The organism is Pseudoalteromonas sp. 5Ae-yellow (assembly GCF_014077565.1).
Lineage (GTDB): Bacteria > Pseudomonadota > Gammaproteobacteria > Enterobacterales > Alteromonadaceae > Pseudoalteromonas.
The window spans coordinates 22,552-41,477 of record NZ_JACGWD010000039.1; the positions used below are offsets into that span (position 1 = coordinate 22,552).

General features: G+C 40.6%; 23 protein-coding genes. 19 read left to right on the forward strand and 4 right to left on the reverse strand.

The genetic code is table 11. The features are described from left to right. Positions 1-125 precede the first annotated feature (125 nt). The 6 genes from H4J63_RS11750 (at position 126) to H4J63_RS11775 (ending at position 4,110) form a co-directional block, all read left to right on the forward strand. Positions 126-440 (forward strand): pyrimidine/purine nucleoside phosphorylase, encoded by a 315-nt coding sequence (locus H4J63_RS11750; RefSeq protein WP_002958974.1) that lies wholly within the window; start codon positions 126-128, stop codon positions 438-440. 177 nt (positions 441-617) lie between these two features. Continuing rightward, complete coding sequence (hpf, locus tag H4J63_RS11755) at positions 618-974, forward strand: ribosome hibernation-promoting factor, HPF/YfiA family (protein ID WP_007376058.1); 357 nt, start codon at positions 618-620, stop codon at positions 972-974. Between the two features lie 202 nt (positions 975-1,176). Further along, entirely contained in the window at positions 1,177-2,352 is a 1,176-nt protein-coding gene (locus H4J63_RS11760) for an NRAMP family divalent metal transporter (protein ID WP_165723901.1), read from the forward strand. Between the two features lie 71 nt (positions 2,353-2,423). Further along, positions 2,424-2,879 (forward strand): GNAT family N-acetyltransferase, encoded by a 456-nt coding sequence (locus tag H4J63_RS11765; protein WP_182196695.1) that lies wholly within the window; start codon positions 2,424-2,426, stop codon positions 2,877-2,879. Positions 2,880-2,897: 18 nt separating this feature from the next. Beyond that, a complete protein-coding gene (locus tag H4J63_RS11770; protein WP_259365629.1) occupies positions 2,898-3,260 on the forward strand; it encodes a GNAT family N-acetyltransferase in 363 nt (120 codons plus the stop codon). Positions 3,261-3,372: 112 nt separating this feature from the next. Next, entirely contained in the window at positions 3,373-4,110 is a 738-nt protein-coding gene (locus tag H4J63_RS11775) for an HNH endonuclease signature motif containing protein (protein ID WP_182196698.1), read from the forward strand. A gap of 79 nt (positions 4,111-4,189) precedes the next feature. Here the strand turns inward: H4J63_RS11775 and H4J63_RS11780 are convergent, their stop codons facing one another. The 3 genes from H4J63_RS11780 to H4J63_RS11790 all read right to left on the reverse strand — a co-directional run bounded on the left by H4J63_RS11780 (position 4,190) and on the right by H4J63_RS11790 (position 6,784). Next, positions 4,190-5,377 (reverse strand): VWA domain-containing protein, encoded by a 1,188-nt coding sequence (locus H4J63_RS11780; RefSeq protein ID WP_182196700.1) that lies wholly within the window; start codon positions 5,375-5,377, stop codon positions 4,190-4,192. Positions 5,378-5,643: 266 nt separating this feature from the next. Continuing rightward, positions 5,644-6,492 (reverse strand): MoxR family ATPase, encoded by an 849-nt coding sequence (locus H4J63_RS11785; protein WP_010554437.1) that lies wholly within the window; start codon positions 6,490-6,492, stop codon positions 5,644-5,646. Between the two features lie 52 nt (positions 6,493-6,544). After that, the gene (locus H4J63_RS11790) at positions 6,545-6,784 is read right to left on the reverse strand and encodes a DUF1653 domain-containing protein (RefSeq protein ID WP_039486721.1); all 240 of its coding nucleotides are present in this window, start codon (positions 6,782-6,784) and stop codon (positions 6,545-6,547) included. 60 nt (positions 6,785-6,844) lie between these two features. On the opposite strand from H4J63_RS11790, the gene H4J63_RS11795 reads away from it, so the two are divergent. From H4J63_RS11795 to rpoS, 11 genes are all read left to right on the forward strand, one after another. Continuing rightward, positions 6,845-7,324, forward strand: a complete 480-nt coding sequence (locus H4J63_RS11795) for a DUF2947 domain-containing protein (protein ID WP_002958965.1) — start codon at positions 6,845-6,847, stop codon at positions 7,322-7,324. A 75-nt stretch (positions 7,325-7,399) separates the two neighbouring features. Continuing rightward, positions 7,400-8,035: a hypothetical protein gene (locus H4J63_RS11800; RefSeq protein WP_002958964.1), complete on the forward strand. Its 636-nt coding sequence runs from the start codon at positions 7,400-7,402 to the stop codon at positions 8,033-8,035. Positions 8,036-8,072: 37 nt separating this feature from the next. Continuing rightward, a complete protein-coding gene (gene ftsB, locus H4J63_RS11805) occupies positions 8,073-8,360 on the forward strand; it encodes a cell division protein FtsB (protein WP_002958963.1) in 288 nt (95 codons plus the stop codon). Beyond that, the gene (ispD, locus tag H4J63_RS11810; RefSeq protein ID WP_182196703.1) at positions 8,350-9,051 is read left to right on the forward strand and encodes a 2-C-methyl-D-erythritol 4-phosphate cytidylyltransferase; all 702 of its coding nucleotides are present in this window, start codon (positions 8,350-8,352) and stop codon (positions 9,049-9,051) included. The genes ftsB and ispD overlap by 11 nt, the downstream gene beginning before the upstream one ends. After that, positions 9,048-9,545: a 2-C-methyl-D-erythritol 2,4-cyclodiphosphate synthase gene (gene ispF / locus H4J63_RS11815; protein WP_182196705.1), complete on the forward strand. Its 498-nt coding sequence runs from the start codon at positions 9,048-9,050 to the stop codon at positions 9,543-9,545. The genes ispD and ispF overlap by 4 nt, the downstream gene beginning before the upstream one ends. Then, a complete protein-coding gene (gene truD, locus H4J63_RS11820; protein WP_182196708.1) occupies positions 9,542-10,594 on the forward strand; it encodes a tRNA pseudouridine(13) synthase TruD in 1,053 nt (350 codons plus the stop codon). The genes ispF and truD overlap by 4 nt, the downstream gene beginning before the upstream one ends. Beyond that, positions 10,575-11,339, forward strand: a complete 765-nt coding sequence (gene surE / locus H4J63_RS11825; protein ID WP_024600608.1) for a 5'/3'-nucleotidase SurE — start codon at positions 10,575-10,577, stop codon at positions 11,337-11,339. Before truD ends, surE begins: the two co-directional genes overlap by 20 nt. After that, positions 11,329-11,967: a protein-L-isoaspartate(D-aspartate) O-methyltransferase gene (locus H4J63_RS11830; protein WP_002958958.1), complete on the forward strand. Its 639-nt coding sequence runs from the start codon at positions 11,329-11,331 to the stop codon at positions 11,965-11,967. Before surE ends, H4J63_RS11830 begins: the two co-directional genes overlap by 11 nt. Positions 11,968-11,976: 9 nt before the next feature. Then, positions 11,977-12,555 carry a YqaA family protein gene (locus tag H4J63_RS11835; RefSeq protein WP_182196711.1) on the forward strand — a complete coding sequence of 193 codons (579 nt, stop codon included), beginning with the start codon at positions 11,977-11,979 and terminating at the stop codon, positions 12,553-12,555. A 41-nt stretch (positions 12,556-12,596) separates the two neighbouring features. Then, entirely contained in the window at positions 12,597-13,421 is an 825-nt protein-coding gene (locus tag H4J63_RS11840; protein WP_182196713.1) for a peptidoglycan DD-metalloendopeptidase family protein, read from the forward strand. A gap of 35 nt (positions 13,422-13,456) precedes the next feature. Then, positions 13,457-14,431, forward strand: a complete 975-nt coding sequence (rpoS, locus tag H4J63_RS11845; RefSeq protein ID WP_024604081.1) for an RNA polymerase sigma factor RpoS — start codon at positions 13,457-13,459, stop codon at positions 14,429-14,431. Between the two features lie 91 nt (positions 14,432-14,522). Here the strand turns inward: rpoS and mutS are convergent, their stop codons facing one another. Further along, on the reverse strand, positions 14,523-17,108 hold the full coding sequence (gene mutS / locus H4J63_RS11850) for a DNA mismatch repair protein MutS (protein ID WP_182196716.1): 2,586 nt from the start codon (positions 17,106-17,108) through the stop codon (positions 14,523-14,525). A 21-nt stretch (positions 17,109-17,129) separates the two neighbouring features. On the opposite strand from mutS, the gene H4J63_RS11855 reads away from it, so the two are divergent. Then, positions 17,130-17,618, forward strand: a complete 489-nt coding sequence (locus H4J63_RS11855; protein ID WP_024597314.1) for a CinA family protein — start codon at positions 17,130-17,132, stop codon at positions 17,616-17,618. Between the two features lie 67 nt (positions 17,619-17,685). Then, positions 17,686-18,729: a recombinase RecA gene (recA, locus tag H4J63_RS11860; protein WP_002958952.1), complete on the forward strand. Its 1,044-nt coding sequence runs from the start codon at positions 17,686-17,688 to the stop codon at positions 18,727-18,729. Positions 18,730-18,926: the final 197 nt, after the last annotated feature.

Genomic DNA, 18,926 nt, shown 5'->3' on the forward strand with positions numbered 1-18,926 from the left:
TGCCCTTACATGAAGCAACTTCACCTTGAACAATGCTGCTTTCCTTGTAAGAAAGTAAGCTATCAGGCAAGGTAGTGCGATAAAATTTATAAATAAAAATCTTAAATTAATAGCAGGAGCTAAAAATGCCGAAGTTCGATAACGTGAGTGTAGTAAAAAAAGCCAATGTATATTTTGACGGAAAAGTGTCGAGCCGTACCGTTATTTTAGGTGATGGCGAAGCGAAAACGTTAGGCTTTATGCAACCTGGTGAGTTTGTTTTTGATACAAACCAAAAAGAGTGCATGGAGCTTTTAGCTGGCCAATGGGATATTTTATTACCAGGGGCAAGTGAGTGGAAAACATTTAACGCGGGTGAATCGTTTAATGTTGATGCAAATGTAAGCTTTAAAGTAAAAGTATCTGATTTTGCTGACTACTGTTGTTCGTACACAGATTAATCAATACAGCTAGACGTCTGAAAGCCCATGCACTATGGGCTTTGCATAAACTTTGCACAACGCATGATTTAAATCACCAAAAACCGCAAATAAACCTCAAATATCTCTCTTTTTTCCTTGTGTTAATCTAAATAGCCCCCAATACTATTTATGAGGTAACAAATAAAAGGATACCCTATGAAAATTAATCTTTCTGGTCACCATGTTGAAGTTACTGACTCTATTAGAGAGCACATCAACGAAAAATTTTCAAAAATCGAGAGCCACTTTCCATCGCTTATTGCACTCGATATTATTTTGTCAAAAGAGCATCATAAAATCCAAGCTGAAATTAGCACTAATTACGAAGGCACGCGCATATCGGTAAAAGGGGAAAACGAAGTTATGTACCCAGCCATTGCAAGCGCAGCTAAAAAACTCGATGCGGCACTAAAACATCGAAAAGGGCAGATAAAAGCAAACTTACACGAAAAGCCTGTTAGCACTACACCTGAAATAGCACACGAGATCATCCAAGAGATGGATCTTAAATAAAATTTAGTTCCAAAGTATTGTAAAAAAGAGCCGTATGGCTCTTTTTTATTGCCTGTAATTTAGGTAAGTTATGCGTTCTTGCAGTTTATTAATCAAAAAAATTAATAAAAGCAGCGTATAACACACATATTTTGAGAAATTAATGCACACAACAAAAGCAGTATGGAAGTCTCGACTAGGTGCGCTTGGACCTGGAATACTCATGGCAACAGCCGCTATTGGCGGATCTCACCTAGTTGCCTCTACGCAAGCTGGAGCAATATTTGGTTGGCAACTATTTTGGCTTATCCTCGTTGTTAATGTTTTAAAATATCCGTTTTTTCGCTTTGGTATGGAATACACACTCGCGACTAAAAATAGCCTAGTGGAGGGCTATAAGAGTAAAGGCCCGTTTTATTTTTACAGCTTTATTGGCTTAAACATTGTAGCCGCTGTTGTTAATACCGCTGGCGTATTACTGCTTACCGCAAGCTTACTGCATTACGCCTTACCTGTGGTTATCGAAGTAACCTTACTTTGTTGGATGCTGCTGGGTGTATGTTTAGTTATATTACTACTTGGACACTTTAAAGCGCTAGATAACGTTGCCAAAGGCATTATGGGGCTGCTTACGCTCGCTACTTTGATTGCCCTTGCCATTGCATTTAGTAACGGCCCAATGGCACCTGCTGATTATGTGGGACCTTCACCGTATGAACTTGCCATGCTTAGCTTTATGGTGGCTTTAATGGGCTGGATGCCAGCACCTATCGAAATATCTGCATTAAGTTCTTTATGGCTAAAAGAAAAGCAAGCGCAGCAAACAGTTTCTAAAAGCCAAGGCTTGTTCGATTTTAACGTAGGTTACTGGCTTACAGCTGGCTTAGCCTTGGTATTTTTTAGCTTAGGTGTATTAGTGCAGTACGGGCAAACCAGTAGTATAGAACTCGGCGGTGTCGCGTTTGCCAAGCAGCTTATTGATATGTACGCATTAACAATAGGCGAGTGGGCAAGGCCGCTTGTATCAGCAATCGCTTTTTTATGTATGTTTGGCACTACACTTACCGTGCTTGATGGCTACGCGCGTACGCTTAACGAATCCCATAAACTACTTGGCTTTGGGCAATCAAAACACAGTCTAAATATTTGGTTAATACTACAAGCTCTTGCCGGTATGGCCGTTATTTTATTTTTTAAATCAGCCCTTGGCCCCATGCTTACCTTTGCAATGACACTTTCATTTGTAACAACGCCTGTTTTTGCATGGCTTAACTTTAGCCTTGTGCGCTCCGAGCCTGCTATAAAGCACAGCGTGCTATTACGCAGCTTAACGTGGTTAGGGCTAGTGTATTTAGTAGGCTTTGCTGTTGCGTTTGTAGTATGGAAACTAGCAGCCTAAATAGAGCCACTTACTTTAGGGTTTTAATTAAAGCCCTCAAGCATTAAATTCTAGGATTAAACGAGGTATAAATGGATATTAGAATAGGTGAGCTTTCAAACCCACACGTTATAAAGTTACTACAAGCGCATCATAACGATATGTTAAAACACTCGCCCGTTGAGAGCGTACATGCACTTGATGTGAGTAAACTCACTCAGCCCGATATAACTTTTTATAGCTTATGGATTGATAATAATTTAGCGGGTGTTGGCGCTTTAAAAGCACTAAATACAACGCATGGCGAAATTAAATCAATGCGCACATCAAGCAACTATTTACGCCAAGGCATCGCTGCTAAATTGCTCATGCATATTATTGAGCAAGCGACCTTGCGAGGTTATAAAAAGTTAAGTTTAGAAACAGGCACTGCCGAGGCATTTTTGCCCGCACAAAAGCTTTACGCTCAATTTGGTTTTAAAGAATGCGAACCATTTGGTGATTATGAGTTAGATCCGTACAGCTTGTTTATGAGTAAAGCGCTTTAAAAGTGAGTAAGGGAGATTATGAAATACAAAATTGGACATACAGCTCCAGGATTAGATGCATTTACTAATTTACGCGCACAAGCAAAGTGGCAAAACCCTGACGATAAAACATTAAAAGCAAGCATTGAAAACTCACTTTTTTGGGTTGCCGTATACGATACTGATAAGTTAATAGGCACTGGTAGAATAATCGGTGATGGCGCAATGTATTTTTATATTCAAGATGTAATTGTTGCGCCAAGTTATCAAAAACAAGGCATAGGTCATTTAGTTATGACCCACATTGAAAACTACCTAAACAACACCTGCTCTAATGGCGCGACAATAGCTTTATTAAGTGCTCACGGTAAAGAAAGTTTTATACACAATATGGTTATGTAAAGCGTGATGGAGATGTTTTAGGATTAGGAATGTGTAAGTTTATTAAGTAAATAAAATTCTACAGAAAAAATAAAATGTCTTTAATATAATAATTTAACTGGATCAGAATAATATGGAAGTTAATAAATTTGGTTTGAGTAGAGTAATTCCAGCAGAAATAAAGCGAGAGATTCGTCAGCAATGTGGGTTCGGGTGTGTTATTTGTGGATTAGGAATAATTCAATATGAACATGTAGATCCTGAGTTTAAAGATGCAAAAAAACATGACCCGGCTAATATGACCCTCCTATGTCCACAATGCCATTCAAAGGTAACTACAAAAATGTGGTCAAAGTCACGTGTAAAATTAGCAATGCGGATGCCAAAGTGTTTACAACAAGGTTACTCTAATGAGTTTTTTGATTTCCCAGAGCGTAATCCTTCTTTAATTTTTGGTGGTGTAAAGTTAAGCAACTGTAAAATCCCTATTCAAGTTGCAAATTACCCATTATTTCAATTAAAAAAACCAGAGTACTTAGGTCAACCATTTTTGCTATCTGGTCTATTTACAGACTCTAATGGAGAAGTCTCACTAGAAATTAAAGATAATGAGTGGAAAGCTAATTCTTCTCTCTGGGATGTAGAAGTTAAAGGCCCTTGTATAACTATTAGAGAAAGACATCGAAAAATACATCTTGTACTAACTATCACTGAGCAGTGTGATATTTTGGTTTCGCGTCTGGATATGGTTTTTGCAGGCTTCTATTTTGAAGCTAATGGTGATTATTTAAAAGTAACCTTTCCTGATGGAGGTTCTTCAGAGTTATCTGGATGTGTTGCAGATAATTGTAATGTTGGTATTTCTTTTTGATGTAAATAACTAAAGCTACTATTACTTTTTTAAATTGATGATTCAAACTACTCTAATACAAATATAGCTGAGTCAAACTTTAACTCAGCTCTTTTATCGCTCTACTTATCCCATCTAAACTCAGCGCATACATGCGGTTGTTCATTAGCTCTTTTATAAAGCCAATTGATTGATAGTAAGGCCAGTGTTCAACGGGTTGTGGGTTGAGCCAGGCGACTTTATCAAAGTGGTTTGTTATACGTTGTAACCAGGCACTGCCGGGCTCTTCGTTGTAGTGTTCTACGGAGCCGCCAGGGTAGGCTATTTCGTAAGGTCCCATAGTGGCATCGCCAACAAATATTACTTTATAGTCGCTGGTAAATTTATTAATCAGTGTCATGGTGTCTATTACGTTTGAATGGCGGCGCGCGTTGTCTTGCCAAACGTGCTCGTATAAACAGTTATGAAAGTAGTAAAACTCTAGGTGTTTAAATTCGCTGTGGGCTGCGCTAAATAATTCTTCGCAGGTGTGGATGTAGTCATCCATTGAGCCGCCAATATCAAACAGCATCAATACTTTTACTGCATTGTGGCGTTCGGGTGCCATTTTTACATCAAGCATGCCGCCTTGTTTTGCAGTAGCGCGAATAGTCTCGTTTAAATCAAGCGTGTCGCTTGCGCCTGTGCGGGCAAACTTACGTAACTTTTTAAGGGCGAGTTTAACTGTGCGCGAACTAATTTCTCTGTCGGTGTCGAGGTTTTTGTATTCTCGTTTATCCCACACTTTTACTGCTTGGCGGTTACGATTGCCGTCTTGCCCTATACGCACACCTTCTGGGTTATAGCCGTATGCCCCAAAAGGTGATGTGCCGCCAGTACCTACCCATTTATTACCGCCAGCGTGGCGTTTTTGTTGCTCTTCTAAACGCTCTTTTAAGGTTTTCATAAGCTCGTCGAGCCCGCCCATGGCTTTAAGTTGGGCTTTTTCTTCATCGCTTAGGTTTTTTTCAAACTCTTTACGTAGCCAGTCTTCAGGCAAGTTGTGTTGCTGCTTTAAGCTCTCGAGCAAATCAAGATCGGCAATACCACTAAAATAGTCGCTAAAGGCTTTGTCAAACCTATCAAAATGGGTTTCGTCTTTTACCATTATGGTGCGTGCTAAATGGTAAAAGGCGTCTACGTCGGCAAATATAACGCCTTTTTTTAAGGCGTTAATTAAGTCGAGTAACTCGCGCAGGCTTACCGGTAAACGGTATTTACGCAGCGTGAAAAAAAACTGTACTAACATGTTTGGGCCTGTTTATCTTTCGAGGTTAAATTTGCAGCAGTGTGTTTGGTATTTAGGCAAGGCAGAGCCTATGTAGTGTGGTTGTTCCCCATAAATAGGCGATAACACAGCATAAATACCAAACACGCGCTGCCTGAAGGTTCGTCCTAGGGACGATTAACTCTTTGTTGCTCGGCTTTTACTTAGCCCACTAGGTTACAAACCTCGCGCCACGATTAAATCGTCCCTAGTTAGAACAAATTTTAATCCTGAAAGGTCAACAGGCCCTAGCGACGGCTCATAAACGCGAGTTTTTCGATTAGGCTGATGTCTTGCTCATTTTTGAGTAATGCGCCAAACATGGGCATTAAACCGCCTTTTTTAGCTTTGTCGTGCAGTGTTTTAGCGTCTATGTCTTCAGCCATTAAAAGCTTTAACCAGTCGAGTAATTCGCTGGTGGAAGGTTTCTTTTTAAGGCCGTTTGCTTCGCGCAGGTTAAAAAACACTTCAAGTGCTTGGCGTACTAAATCCTGTTTAACGTTAGGGTAGTGCACGTCAATAATTTGCTGCATTTCGTCGCTGCTAGGAAAATCAATATAATGAAAAAAGCAGCGGCGTAAAAATGCGTCCGGCAATTCTTTTTCGTTATTTGATGTGATGATTACAATAGGGCGCTCTTTTGCGACAATGCGCTCGTTAGTCTCATAAACATGAAACTCCATTTTATCAAGCTCAAGTAGTAAGTCGTTTGGGAACTCTATGTCGGCTTTGTCTATTTCATCAATCAAAAGCACTGGGCGTTTACCGTTGAGCTCTGCATATGTAAATGCCTGCCAAAGCTTACCTTTAACGATGTAGTTGCCAATATTGTGTACACGCTCGTCACCTAATTGGCTGTCGCGCAGGCGCGAAACCGCGTCGTACTCGTATAAACCTTGCTGCGCTTTAGTAGTCGATTTTATATGCCACTGAATAAGCGTGGTATCTAAGCTTTTAGCCAACTCCTCAGCCAGCATGGTTTTACCTGTGCCAGGTTCGCCTTTAATTAAAAGTGGTTTTTCGAGCATAATGGCAGCATTTACAGCTTGTTTAAGCGCGCTACTCGCTATGTAATTGTCAGTTGAATTAAATTGCACGGTGTACCCTTGTCTGGTCTGAGCAGTAAGTTATTTTGTTATAATGCCATAGTTAAGCAGCAGGTCCAATATAAGCAAAACGCTGTATGACCTCACCTTCTTTTTCAACAGTTTCTAAAAACATACTAAGTGGGCGCGCCCATATACCAAATTCACCATAAAGTGCTTGGTAAATCACAAGCTGTTCCTCGGTTTCGCTATGGGTGGCAACATGAATAACTTTATATTGCGGGCCTTTGTAGTGTTGGTATATGCCTGGTTTTAGGGAAAGTGGTTTTATTGCTGTAGTCATGTTTTGATCTCTTGTATAATTTGGCTTTGCACTTTTAATGTTAACTAATTTGCCAATACTATGAACTATATTTCTTTAGATGATTACAAAAAGGCGTGGGTTTTTCGCCACAAAGATTTACCTGTATCTGATGAAGACGCAGCAAAAATAAAGCCTATGAGCGACGAGCGCGCAGCCGTACTTTGGACAACCATGGTGAGCCGTGAGTTTGATCACCCTGATTTTTTTGAAGACACCGATTGGTGTGGTCAAGAAAAAAGCTTTAGCCAAGAAGTAGATTGGCAAGATGCGTGGGAAAATGGCGATGCGTTACCACCAGAAGCAATCTTAACGTTTTTAGATTGGGAAGCTAACACCACGGTTTATTTTTGTATGGCACGCGATAATATTATCGAAACGACGTTTGATGTATTTAAACGCAATTGGCAAAACTTTATGTTTTTAGCTGATGGCAGTTTATTGATTGGTAAAAAGCGTAATACGGTTGTGCAATTTTTAGAATCAGGTAAAGCAAAATTAGGTGAAAAGCCAAGCGCTTAAAATAGTGCGCTGCGCTTAAAAAATATTCAATACTGTGTTATAAAACATTTACCTGGATATTTTTGAGTACAGCTTTTGGTCGCTAAAAATCAGTCACTTGGTGCTCAACAGCAAGTTGAAATTTGGCAAACTGATGCACAAAAAGTGTTGTATGCACAATTGTGCAATGCGTTTTATCAGCGTGAGGTTCAGCGATTAGTTGCAGAGCCTAATGCCGATAAACTGCGCCGCCAGTTAAAAAGCCTACCTTATTATATTGAGCGAGCGGCAACGTTAGTTGCCAATGGTGACACGCCTTTTACGCTTGATGCACAAAATGGTACGTGGCTTGAAAAGCAAAAACCGACCCCACCCGATGTGAATGTTCAAGCTAATGAACTTTTTTATCAAACGTATGCCAAAGTGGGGCTTATAGTGCCTGTTATATTGCATGGCTACGATCAGGTGCGTCTTAGAATAGACAGTATCGATCAGTTAGGCGAAAATAAGCTGCATTGTAACGAGCTTGGATGGTTTGATTTTTTAGGAAATGGACTAGAGCAGCAAAATGCTCAGCTAATAAAGCCAAGTAAAGTGAGTTTAACCGCTGCATGTTGCGGGCATCAGTGGCAATTTTCGAAGCGTTGTATGCCGCGTGTTTTATCACTACGCGAAATGCTTTTAGCGGGTAGTATTAATTGGCGCAATTTAAAGCGCCCCTTAGCGTATTAAAGTTAAGGTATTTGGAATTTAAAATAAGGAGTGTTAAATGCGTATTTTTCAAGTTGGCTTACTGTGCTTAGCACTGTTTGTACAATACAGGTTATGGTTTGGTCATAATGGTTTACAAGACTACACACGGCTAAAAGGTGCAGTAACGTCGCATCATCAAACCAACGAAAAACTCATTAAACGTAATAAAGTACTTAAAGCAGATATTGAAGACTTAAAGCTTGGCCAAGAAGGCATTGAAGAGCGTGCACGCAACGAATTGGGAATGATTAAACCGGACGAAACATTTATTCGTGTTTTACCGGGCAAACAATATGACAAATAAACAGACTATTGCAGCAATTGTACCTGCAGCGGGTGTTGGCAGTAGAATGCAGCACAATGCGCCTAAGCAATATATACAATTAGCCGGTAAAACTATTTTAGAACACACCTTAGCTAAACTTTCCCAATTATCTCAATTACGTACTATTGTTGTTGCTCTTAGCGACAGCGACCCCTATTTTGACGAACTCCCACTGCTTGATAATCGCATTGTGCGAGCCAGTGGCGGAAAAGAGCGAGCCGACTCGGTGCTCAATAGCTTGCTTTTTTTAGCGCCTAACCCACCAACATGGGTATTGGTGCATGATGCTGCTCGTCCATTAGTTAATATCAGTGATATAGAACGTTTAATTGATGAATGCATTAACGCTGATGAAGGCGGTATTTTAGCTAGCAAAGTAAAAGACACTATAAAACGCGGCCACGAGTACAGCGAACAAACGGTGCCACGAGACGATTTATGGCAAGCACTTACCCCCCAGTTTTTTAAATATAACGAGCTTAAAAGTGCGCTTCAAAACGCATTAGCAAGTGGGGTAACTATTACAGACGAAGCAAGTGCAATTGAATGGGCGGGTAAACCGGTAAAGCTTGTAGCAGGCCGCAGCGATAATATTAAAATAACCACGCCAGAGGATTTAGATTTGGCTGGGTTTTTATTACACAAACAACAAAACGAGAGTGCATTATGATACGAATTGGCTATGGTTTTGACGTACATAAATTTGGCGGCGAAGGCCCGTTAACTATTTGTGGTGAAAAAATTGATTACCCACAGGGCTTTTTAGCGCACTCAGATGGTGATGTTGCTATTCATGCATTATGCGATGCTATTTTAGGCTCGCTTGCAATGGGTGATATTGGTAAGCACTTTCCAGATACGGCAAGCGAGTATGAAAATATCGACAGCCGTATTTTACTTCGCCATGTGGTGAGCTTAGCTAAAGAGCAAGGTTATGTAATTGGCAATGGCGATGTGACTATTGTTGCACAGGCGCCAAAAATCCTGCCACATATTCAAGCTATGCGCGCTAATTTAGCCAGCGATTTAAATTGCGACCTTTCGCAAATTAATGTTAAAGCCACTACTACCGAAAAACTAGGCTTTGAAGGGCGCAGGGAAGGTATTTCGAGCCATGCAGTGGTTATTATGAATAAAGATCTTGCGAGTACAACAAACGCATGAGCGATTTAAATTATTTATACGGTGCTCCGCTTTCTAAAGCTGATTTTAAAACCACTGCTGAAGACTTTATGGTTGATGAAGATCTTGGTATAGAATTTACTGGTAGTGGCGAACATGTGTGTTTGCAGGTGGTTAAAAAAGGCGAAAATACGCAATATGTTGCCAAGCTAATTGCGCAGCGTGCGGGTGTTTCACCACGAGACGTAAGTTACGCTGGCATGAAAGATCGCCACGGTGTGTGCTCGCAGTGGTTTAGTGTGAAAGTACCGATTAAAAAGCCTATCGATTTTAGTGATTTAAATAGTGAGAGCATTTTTATTGTGTCGCAACAGCGCCACGATCGTAAATTACGTACGGGCTGCCACAAGGGTAATAAATTCACTATTACGCTTCGTAACGTGACTGAGCCTCTTGATATTTTATGTCGTATTAACGCAGTACGCGCAGGTGTGCCTAATTACTTTGGCGAACAGCGCTTTGGGCATGGCGGTCATAACTTAGTTATGGCTGAAAAAATGTTTGCCGGTGAGCGTATTCGCGATAAAAAGTTGCGCGGTATTATTATTTCAGCAGCACGATCGCATGTATTTAATCAGTTAGTGAGCTTACGTGTAAAAGAGCATGGTTTAGCTAAAACAATGCACCGTGAAGTATTTATGCTCAGCGGCAGTAATGCATTTTTTGAAGATGCAATTAACGACGAAAACATAGAGCGATTAGCCACTGGCGATATTATGATGTCGGCACCTATGGTGGGTAAAAGTGAAAAAGGCCTAACCGAGCAAGAAAAAGTATGGCTCGAACCTTTCCAAACATGGTGTGATGGTTTAGGTGAGTTAGGCCTTAAAAATGAGCGCCGAATGCTGCGCTTAATTCCACAAAACTTAACTGTTGAAACACTTGATGAAACCACACTAAAACTAAGCTTTGGTTTGCCAAAAGGGTGTTTTGCAACCGCATTATTACGTGAGCTGGTGGATTACACTGATGCTAGCCCTCGAGAGCGCAAAGATAAGGATAATGGCATAAATGAAGATACTGTTAAGTAACGATGATGGCGTAAATGCCAAAGGCATTGCGGTTTTATATCAGGCGCTTATACAAATTGCAGATGTAACCCTTGTTGCACCTGATCGCAACTGTAGTGGCGCGAGTAATTCTTTAACACTTATGAACCCGCTACGAGCAACTACACTCGAAAACGGTTTTATGTCAGTTAATGGCACACCCACTGATTGTGTACATTTAGGTGTAAATCAGTTAGCTGATGAAAAGCCCGACCTTGTTGTTGCAGGTATTAACCATGGTGCCAATTTGGGTGATGACACGCTTTATTCCGGTACTGTTGCCGCTGCAACTGAAGGTCGCCATTTAGGTCTGCCTGCAATTGCGGTATCGCTTTGCTCACATAATGGCGATCATTTTGAAACAGCCGCTGCTGTTACCGTAAATATTATTAAAGGCTTGGCTTCGCATCCGCTTCCAAAAGATCAAATAATAAATATTAATGTGCCAGATATTCCATTAAGTGAATTAAAAGGGGTGCAAGTAACACGTTTAGGTGCTCGTCATAAAGCTGAAACGATGACGAAACAAACCGATCCTTGGGGGCGTGATATTTATTGGTACGGATCGCTTGGCACCGAAAGCGATGCTGGTGAAGGCACCGACTTTTACGCAATCAATAATGGCTATGCCTCAGTTACGCCACTGAGTGTTGATATGACAGCTAAAGATAGCTTAAAGGCAGTAGGAGAATGGTTAGCCGATTTGGAGATTAATCGTGCTCGCTAATTATACCCGCAGTGCTAAAGCGCTTTCTGACTTACTAAAGCGTGAAGGTGTTGAAGATACGCAAGTACTTAGTGCTATAGCTGATATTCCGCGCCATATTTTTATAGATGATGTGCTAAAACACAAAGCCTATGAAAATACAGCGCTCCCTATTGGGCAAGGGCAAACAATTTCTCAGCCTTACATAGTAGCGCGCATGACAGAGCTACTTCGTTTAGCTGGTGTGCGCAATAAAGTGCTAGAAATAGGTACAGGATCTGGGTATCAAACTGCAATATTGGCCAAAACGTTTACAAAGGTTTACTCGGTAGAGCGTATTAAAACACTTCAGTGGCAGGCAAAAAGACGTTTGCAGCAACTCGATTTATATAATGTAACCATGAAGCATGGCGATGGTTGGCAAGGCTGGCAATCACAAGCGCCGTTTGATGGTATTATAGTGACTGCTGCGGCCTCTAAAGTTCCGCAAGACTTACTTGCTCAGTTGGCCGATGGTGGCGTGTTATTAGCCCCAATTGGTGAGAGCGATCAAAAATTAGTAATGGTTATCCGCAAAGGCGATAATTATAAAGAGCATGTTATTGCTCCCGTTAGATTTGTGCCGTTAGTACCTGGCGATATTGAATAGGAATTCATTTTGAAGTTGTTTACCAAGTTATACGATATGGCCCTAGTGTGGGCAAAACACCGTCATGCGGAACGTTACTTAGCTGCTATGAGCTTTGCAGAATCAGTTTTTTTCCCGATACCACCCGATGTAATGCTTGCACCTATGTCGCTTGCGCAACCAAACAAAGCATGGCGATTTGCAAGCTTTGCCACAATAGCATCGGTTATTGGTGGAGTGGTTGGTTACTTACTTGGTTTTTGGCTATTTGAACCCGTTGTAGAGCCATTGATTGCACAAATGCACTGGCAAAAAAAGTTTGATATAGCACTAAACTGGTTTAAGGATTACGGTGTTTGGGTTGTGTTTTTAGCCGGTTTTTCGCCTATACCATATAAAGTATTTACGATTGGCGCAGGCGTTTTACAAATGGCATTTTTGCCATTTTTAATAGCATCAGCCATTGGGCGCGGTGCGCGATTCTTTTTAGTTTCAGCCTTAATGAAGTGGGGCGGAGCTCAAATGGAGCGAAAATTACGTCAGTATATTGAAATACTTGGTTGGGGATTAGTGGTATTAATTGCGCTAGCTTACTTTTTATTGCGTTAAGCGTTAAAAATATCAATTTTCTAATTTAGGGGAAAAATACAATGAATAAACAGTGTTTACTGTATATAACTATATTTATTAGTATTTTTCTCTTTGGTTGCTCTTCTCGCCATGTTCCTGCACCTGTTAGTAGCTTAAATAATAATGTTAATGATTTAGGTCATACTGTTAACATTAATGGGACTAGCTATAAAGTACAAAAAGGAGATACGCTCTACTCTATTGCCTTTAGTGCTGGGCAAGACTTTAGATTACTTGCAAAAAACAATTCAATTCCATCACCTTACACAATTTTCCCTGGGCAAAACATCTCCTTACTCCCTAAGCCCGAAAAAACAAAAAGGGATGCAAATTATACGAATTCGAGTAAAAAGTCTATAAAAAAATCACAAAAAAATAACAAAATTTTAAAGAAAGAGCTTGATCCCCCAAAACAACGAGAGTATGTTCAGAAACAAGCCAGTAACAAAATTAGTAATACTAAACGTTTGTCGAGCAGTAAAGTTAAGTGGTTTTGGCCTGCACAGGGCAAAATTACCAAACGCTTTTCTAATAAGGAAAACGGTTATAAAGGTTTACAGATTACTAATCGCAAAGGGGCTTCAGTCTTAGCTGCGGCACAAGGAACTGTAGTGTACGCGGGTAACGCCCTTCGAGGTTATGGTAGTTTAATCATATTGAAACATAATGATGATTACCTAAGTGCTTATGCACATAACTCGAAATTACTTGTTAAAGAAAAGCAGAAGGTTAAGGCAGGACAAAAAATAGCAGAAATTGGTAATTCAGAATCTCCGGTCACCGCGCTTCGCTTTGAAATTCGCTACCGAGGACAAGCTGTCAATCCTGCTAAGTATCTACCCTAATTTTCAGGTATTGATAATTGCTCGGGAGAAGGCTCATGGCTAGCGCAGCAAAACTTGACAAACACACTATGACTGACGAAAAATTCGGTGACATCGATGTTGATGAAAGCACCGCTCTACTAGATAAAATGGACGACGATGAAATCTTTGCTAAAGAAGAAGTAACTAAAAATCTTGACGCAACTCAACTTTATTTAGGCGAAATTGGTTTTTCTCCTTTGCTTAGTGCTGAAGAAGAAGTGTTTTTTTCTCGCAAATCACTTCGAGGCTGTGAAGCCTCACGTAAACGTATGATTGAAAGTAATTTACGTTTGGTTGTTAAAATAGCACGTCGCTACAATAATCGCGGCCTTGCTCTACTCGATTTAATTGAAGAAGGTAATTTAGGCTTAATTCGCGCAGTTGAAAAATTTGACCCTGAGCGTGGATTTAGATTCTCTACTTACGCTACATGGTGGATACGTCAAACAATTGAACGTGCCATTATGAACCAAACGCGTACCATTCGCTTACCTATTCATGTAGTTAAAGAACTTAATGTTTACCTGCGTACAGCACGTGAGTTAACTCAAAAGCTTGACCATGAGCCAACAGCTGACGAAATTGCAGCTTGCCTAGATAGACCCGTTGAAGACGTTACTAAAATGCTACGTTTAAACGAAAGAATTGCATCAGTAGACATGCCTATTGGTGTCGAAAACGACAGTGTACTACTTGATATCATCCCAGATGAAAAAAGTGCTGGCCCTGAAGGCGAAGTACAAAATAATGATATTAATAAACATATTGTAGACTGGTTAGGAGAATTAAACCCTAAACAACGTGAAGTATTGGCACGTCGATTTGGATTGCTTGGTTATGAGCCATCAACACTTGAAGATGTAGGTCGTGAGATAGGCTTAACACGTGAGCGTGTAAGACAAATTCAGGTAGAGGCATTACGTCGTTTAAAAGACATTTTGCAACAAGAAGGTTTAAGTACAGATAGCTTGTTTAATCAGTTTTCGTAACTAGTTAAATAGTTTAAGAGACTATGTGTGTTAAAAAGCCGAAGAGTTTATTCTTCGGCTTTTTTTATGCTTGTAAATTAGATGATATAAATTACAGCAATGCTTTTAGTTTATATAACAAATCGTGCGCTTGGCGTGGCGATAAATTATCAGGGTCGATTGCGCTTAACTGCTCTTCAACTTCTGAAGGTGTACTTTGTGCAATTTCGTTATTAAAAGTAAAGGCTTGTTGTTCTGTATTTGGTGCAGTAACGCTTTGATGATTTTCAAGCAACTTAAGTTTTTGCTTTGCTTGTGCAATCACAGCTTTTGGCACTCCAGCAAGAGCGGCTACTTGTAAACCAAAGCTTTTACTTGCTGCACCGTCGAGAACTGTATGCATAAACGCAATCGTGTCGTTATGCTCTATTGCATCAAGGTGTACGTTTACAAGGCCCGTAGTTTGCTCAGCAAGTTCTGTTAATTCAAAGTAGTGCGTAGCAAACAATGTTTTAGCAGATATTTTTGATGCTAAATGATCGGCTGTTGCATACGCAAGAGAGAGTCCATCGTAAGTACTTGTACCGCGACCAATCTCATCCATTAATACTAAAGACTGCGCCGTGGCATTATTTAAAATAGTTGCTGTTTCGGTCATTTCTACCATGAAGGTTGAACGCCCTGATGCTAAATCATCGCTTGCACCAATACGTGTAAATATGCGGTCGATATTACCAATTTTAGCGCTGTCAGCGGGTACATAACTGCCAATGTGAGCCATTAAAACAATAAGTGCCGTTTGGCGCATATAGGTTGATTTACCGCCCATGTTTGGACCGGTAATAATTAGCATTTTACGTTGGCTGTTTAATTCAACAGGGTTAGCAATAAACGGTTCTTTCATTACTTGTTCAACAACAGGGTGACGACCTTGCTTAATGCTTATATTGTCGTTATCGCACAATTCTGGTTTTGCATAATTGATTGCGAATGCACGCTCAGCTAAATTGTTTAAAACGTCTAAATCGGCCAATGCTGCTGCCATCATTTGCAACTGCTCAATATGTGGAGCAATAAATCTAAACAGCTCCTCGTATAGTTGTTTTTCAAGCGCGAGAGCTTTTGATTGGCTACCGAGTACTTTATCCTCGTGCTCTTTAAGCTCAGGAATAATGTAGCGTTCGTTATTTTTAAGCGTTTGGCGACGAATGTAGTCGGCTGGCACTAAGTGAGCATTGGCGCGGCTTACTTCAATAAAAAAGCCATGTACGCGGTTATAACCAATTTTAAGCGTACTAATGCCCGTACGTTCGCGCTCTCGCAGTTCTAATTGCTCAAGTACGTCGGTTGCACCTTTGCTTAAGTTACGCCACTCATCAAGTTCACTATTGTAACCTGGAGCAATAACACCACCGTCACGAATAAGTACCGGTGGGTTTTCTATCACAGCTCGTTCTAATAACGCTTGTAAATCAGGGAGTTCAGGCGAGTGCTTGATGATACCTGCTATACGAGGATCGTTAGCGTCAGCTAACAAAGTATGCAGTGGTGCAAGTGCTTGTAGCGCACTGCGCAGGCGAGTTAAATCACGCGGGCGTGCAGTACATAAAGCTAGGCGTGCAATAACACGCTCTACATCACCAATCTCTTTTAATGATTCGTGTAATTCACCGCAAAGCTGCGCATCTAAAATAGCGCTAATTGCATTTAAACGTGAATTTAGCTCGTCTTTATTACGAATTGGTGTATGAATACGGCGCTTAAGTAAGCGAGAACCCATTGGCGTTGCTGTTTTATCAAGTACTTGAGCAAGTGTATTTTCAAACCCGCCCGATAAATTAACAGTTAATTCTAAATTTTTACGGGTAGCGGCATCTAAAATAACAGCGTGTTCGTTGTACTCAAGCGTAATTGCACGAATATGTGGCAGTGCAATACGTTGTGTATCTTTTACGTATTGCATTAGGCAACCTGCAGCAACAAGCGCGCTATGGGCTTTATCAATACCAAAGCCAACTAAATCTTTAGTACCAAACTGATCGCATAATAAGTGCTGAGCCGTATCTAAGTCGAATTCCCACTCTGGGCGACGGCGAGCACCTTTTATATGTTCAATTAAATGAACGTTTTCAAAGCTTTCGCTATACAGAAGCTCGGCTGGTGATAGGCGCTGAATAGTTGAGCTAAAGGCTTCGTCGCTATTTACTTCGACAATATTAAAACGACCAGAGTTAATGTCTAAATAAGCAATACCGTATAAACCTTTTTTACTTTGCCAAACGCTGGTAAGGAGATTGTCTTGTCGTTCTTGTAAAAGCGCTTCATCAGAAATTGTACCGGGTGTAACTATACGCACTACTTTTCGATCAACAGGACCTTTGCTGGTTGCAGGGTCTCCCACTTGTTCGCAGATAGCGACTGACTCACCCATTTGGACTAGACGTGCTAAGTAGTTTTCTACCGCATGGTAGGGTACGCCCGCCATAGGGATAGGATCGCCGCCAGCTTTACCACGATGAGTTTGCGAAATATCGAGTAATTGAGCGGCGCGTTTAGCGTCATCAAAAAAAAGTTCGTAAAAATCGCCCATACGATAAAACAATAAAATATCGCGATGCTCTGATTTTATTTTTAGATACTGCTGCATCATAGGGGTTTGTTGTTTTATAGTGTGTGGTGCATAAAGATCAAACGACATGTATTTACCCAAAGGCTGAATATGGAATTACATCAAGAGATTAAAACACTTGCTGCGCAATTAGGCGCTATTTTAACGGATAAATGCTTATGGATCACTACTGCTGAGTCATGTACTGGTGGCGGAGTGAGTTATGCGCTTACCGATACACCTGGAAGTTCAGCTTATATCGACCGTGCATTTGTCACTTATAGTAACCAAGCAAAGCAAGATTTGCTCAATGTTAGCGCTAGTACATTAAATCAATACGGTGCTGTGAGCGAGCAAACAGTCCATGAAATGGCAGTAGGTGCTATTAAAGCAACAAACGCTAATATATCTATAGCTGTATCGGGCATTGCAGGGCCTGGCGGGGCGACAGAAGGTAAACCTGTTGGACTTGTATGGTTTGGCATACAAATTGATGACAAAGTACTGACCTTTAAACAAATATTTACTGGTGATAGGGCTCAAGTAAGACTGCAAGCTATTGTATTTGCATTAAAAAGTGTAATAGATGAGATAAAATGAAAAAATTAGCTTGATACTGTGATTTCATACAGTATACTTGTTCGCATTAGCTGGATTGGAGAACAAAATGAACGATAACAAACAAAAAGCGTTAGACGCAGCACTATCACAAATTGAACGTCAATTTGGTAAAGGCTCAATTATGAAATTGGGTGACAACAAAGCGTTAAACATTGAATCTGTATCTACAGGTTCACTAGGTATTGATATTGCCTTAGGCATAGGTGGCTTACCTATGGGACGTATTGTTGAAGTGTATGGTCCTGAGTCATCTGGTAAAACAACGCTTACTTTACAAGTTATCGCAGAAGCTCAAAAAGAAGGTAAAACATGTGCCTTCATTGATGCTGAGCATGCTCTTGATCCTGTATATGCACAAAAACTAGGTGTAAATATTGATGACCTTTTTGTATCTCAACCTGATACAGGTGAGCAAGCACTAGAAATTTGTGACATGTTAGTACGTTCAAGCGCAGTAGACGTCGTTATTATTGACTCGGTTGCTGCACTTACACCAAAAGCTGAGATTGAAGGCGACATGGGCGACTCGCACATGGGCTTACAAGCACGTTTAATGTCACAGGCATTACGTAAGCTTACTGGTAATATTAAACGTTCTAACACGTTATGTATTTTCATTAACCAAATCCGTATGAAAATTGGTGTTATGTTTGGTAACCCAGAAACAACAACGGGTGGTAATGCACTTAAGTTTTACGCATCGGTACGTATTGATATTCGTCGTATTGGTTCTGTGAAAGAAGGTGATGAAGTTGTTGGTAACGAAACCCGCGTTAAAATTGTTAAAAACAAAGTAGCGCCGCCATTTAAACAAGCTGAATTTATCATCATGTATGGCGAAGGTATTTCTAAGCAAGGCGAGTTAATTGATTTAGGTGTTAAGCATAAAATTGTTGAAAAAGCAGGTGCTTGGTACAGTTACAGTGGCAACAAGGTTGGCCAAGGTAAATCTAACTCAATTAAGTTTTTGAAAGAAAACCCAGAAATTGCAGATGAGATTGAAGGTAAGTTACGCGAAATGCTTTTACTAAAAGCAACTATTGAACCTGAAGACGGTGAAGATAAGTTAGGCGACGATCCAGACCTTTAAACTGCACCCAAATGAGTTTTTAAGCTTGATCTGACCCGAGCTTTGAAAAGCGCTAATCAGTAATGATTAGCGCTTTTTTGTTTGCCCAGCGAAGCTGGCAAACCCGATAGGCTGAAAGATGCCTTATCACCCTGACTAAGGGGAAGATAATCTGAATGGCAAGGGCGTCACTGGCCAACGGTGGGGTCTGAAGGAAG

Bases quoted from the DNA above. Each gene is read 5' to 3' on its own strand.
- H4J63_RS11750 (WP_002958974.1), top strand. From the start codon at position 126: ATGCCGAAGTTCGATAACGTGAGTGTAGTAAAAAAAGCCAATGTATAT.
- hpf (WP_007376058.1), top strand. From the start codon at position 618: ATGAAAATTAATCTTTCTGGTCACCATGTTGAAGTTACTGACTCTATT.
- H4J63_RS11760 (WP_165723901.1), top strand. From the start codon at position 1,177: ATGGCAACAGCCGCTATTGGCGGATCTCACCTAGTTGCCTCTACGCAA.
- H4J63_RS11765 (WP_182196695.1), top strand. From the start codon at position 2,424: ATGGATATTAGAATAGGTGAGCTTTCAAACCCACACGTTATAAAGTTA.
- H4J63_RS11770 (WP_259365629.1), top strand. From the start codon at position 2,898: ATGAAATACAAAATTGGACATACAGCTCCAGGATTAGATGCATTTACT.
- H4J63_RS11775 (WP_182196698.1), top strand. From the start codon at position 3,373: ATGGAAGTTAATAAATTTGGTTTGAGTAGAGTAATTCCAGCAGAAATA.
- H4J63_RS11780 (WP_182196700.1), bottom strand. From the start codon at position 5,377: ATGTTAGTACAGTTTTTTTTCACGCTGCGTAAATACCGTTTACCGGTA.
- H4J63_RS11790 (WP_039486721.1), bottom strand. From the start codon at position 6,784: ATGACTACAGCAATAAAACCACTTTCCCTAAAACCAGGCATATACCAA.
- H4J63_RS11795 (WP_002958965.1), top strand. From the start codon at position 6,845: ATGAACTATATTTCTTTAGATGATTACAAAAAGGCGTGGGTTTTTCGC.
- ftsB (WP_002958963.1), top strand. From the start codon at position 8,073: ATGCGTATTTTTCAAGTTGGCTTACTGTGCTTAGCACTGTTTGTACAA.
- ispD (WP_182196703.1), top strand. From the start codon at position 8,350: ATGACAAATAAACAGACTATTGCAGCAATTGTACCTGCAGCGGGTGTT.
- ispF (WP_182196705.1), top strand. From the start codon at position 9,048: ATGATACGAATTGGCTATGGTTTTGACGTACATAAATTTGGCGGCGAA.
- truD (WP_182196708.1), top strand. From the start codon at position 9,542: ATGAGCGATTTAAATTATTTATACGGTGCTCCGCTTTCTAAAGCTGAT.
- surE (WP_024600608.1), top strand. From the start codon at position 10,575: ATGAAGATACTGTTAAGTAACGATGATGGCGTAAATGCCAAAGGCATT.
- H4J63_RS11840 (WP_182196713.1), top strand. From the start codon at position 12,597: ATGAATAAACAGTGTTTACTGTATATAACTATATTTATTAGTATTTTT.
- rpoS (WP_024604081.1), top strand. From the start codon at position 13,457: ATGGCTAGCGCAGCAAAACTTGACAAACACACTATGACTGACGAAAAA.
- mutS (WP_182196716.1), bottom strand. From the start codon at position 17,108: ATGTCGTTTGATCTTTATGCACCACACACTATAAAACAACAAACCCCT.
- H4J63_RS11855 (WP_024597314.1), top strand. From the start codon at position 17,130: ATGGAATTACATCAAGAGATTAAAACACTTGCTGCGCAATTAGGCGCT.
- recA (WP_002958952.1), top strand. From the start codon at position 17,686: ATGAACGATAACAAACAAAAAGCGTTAGACGCAGCACTATCACAAATT.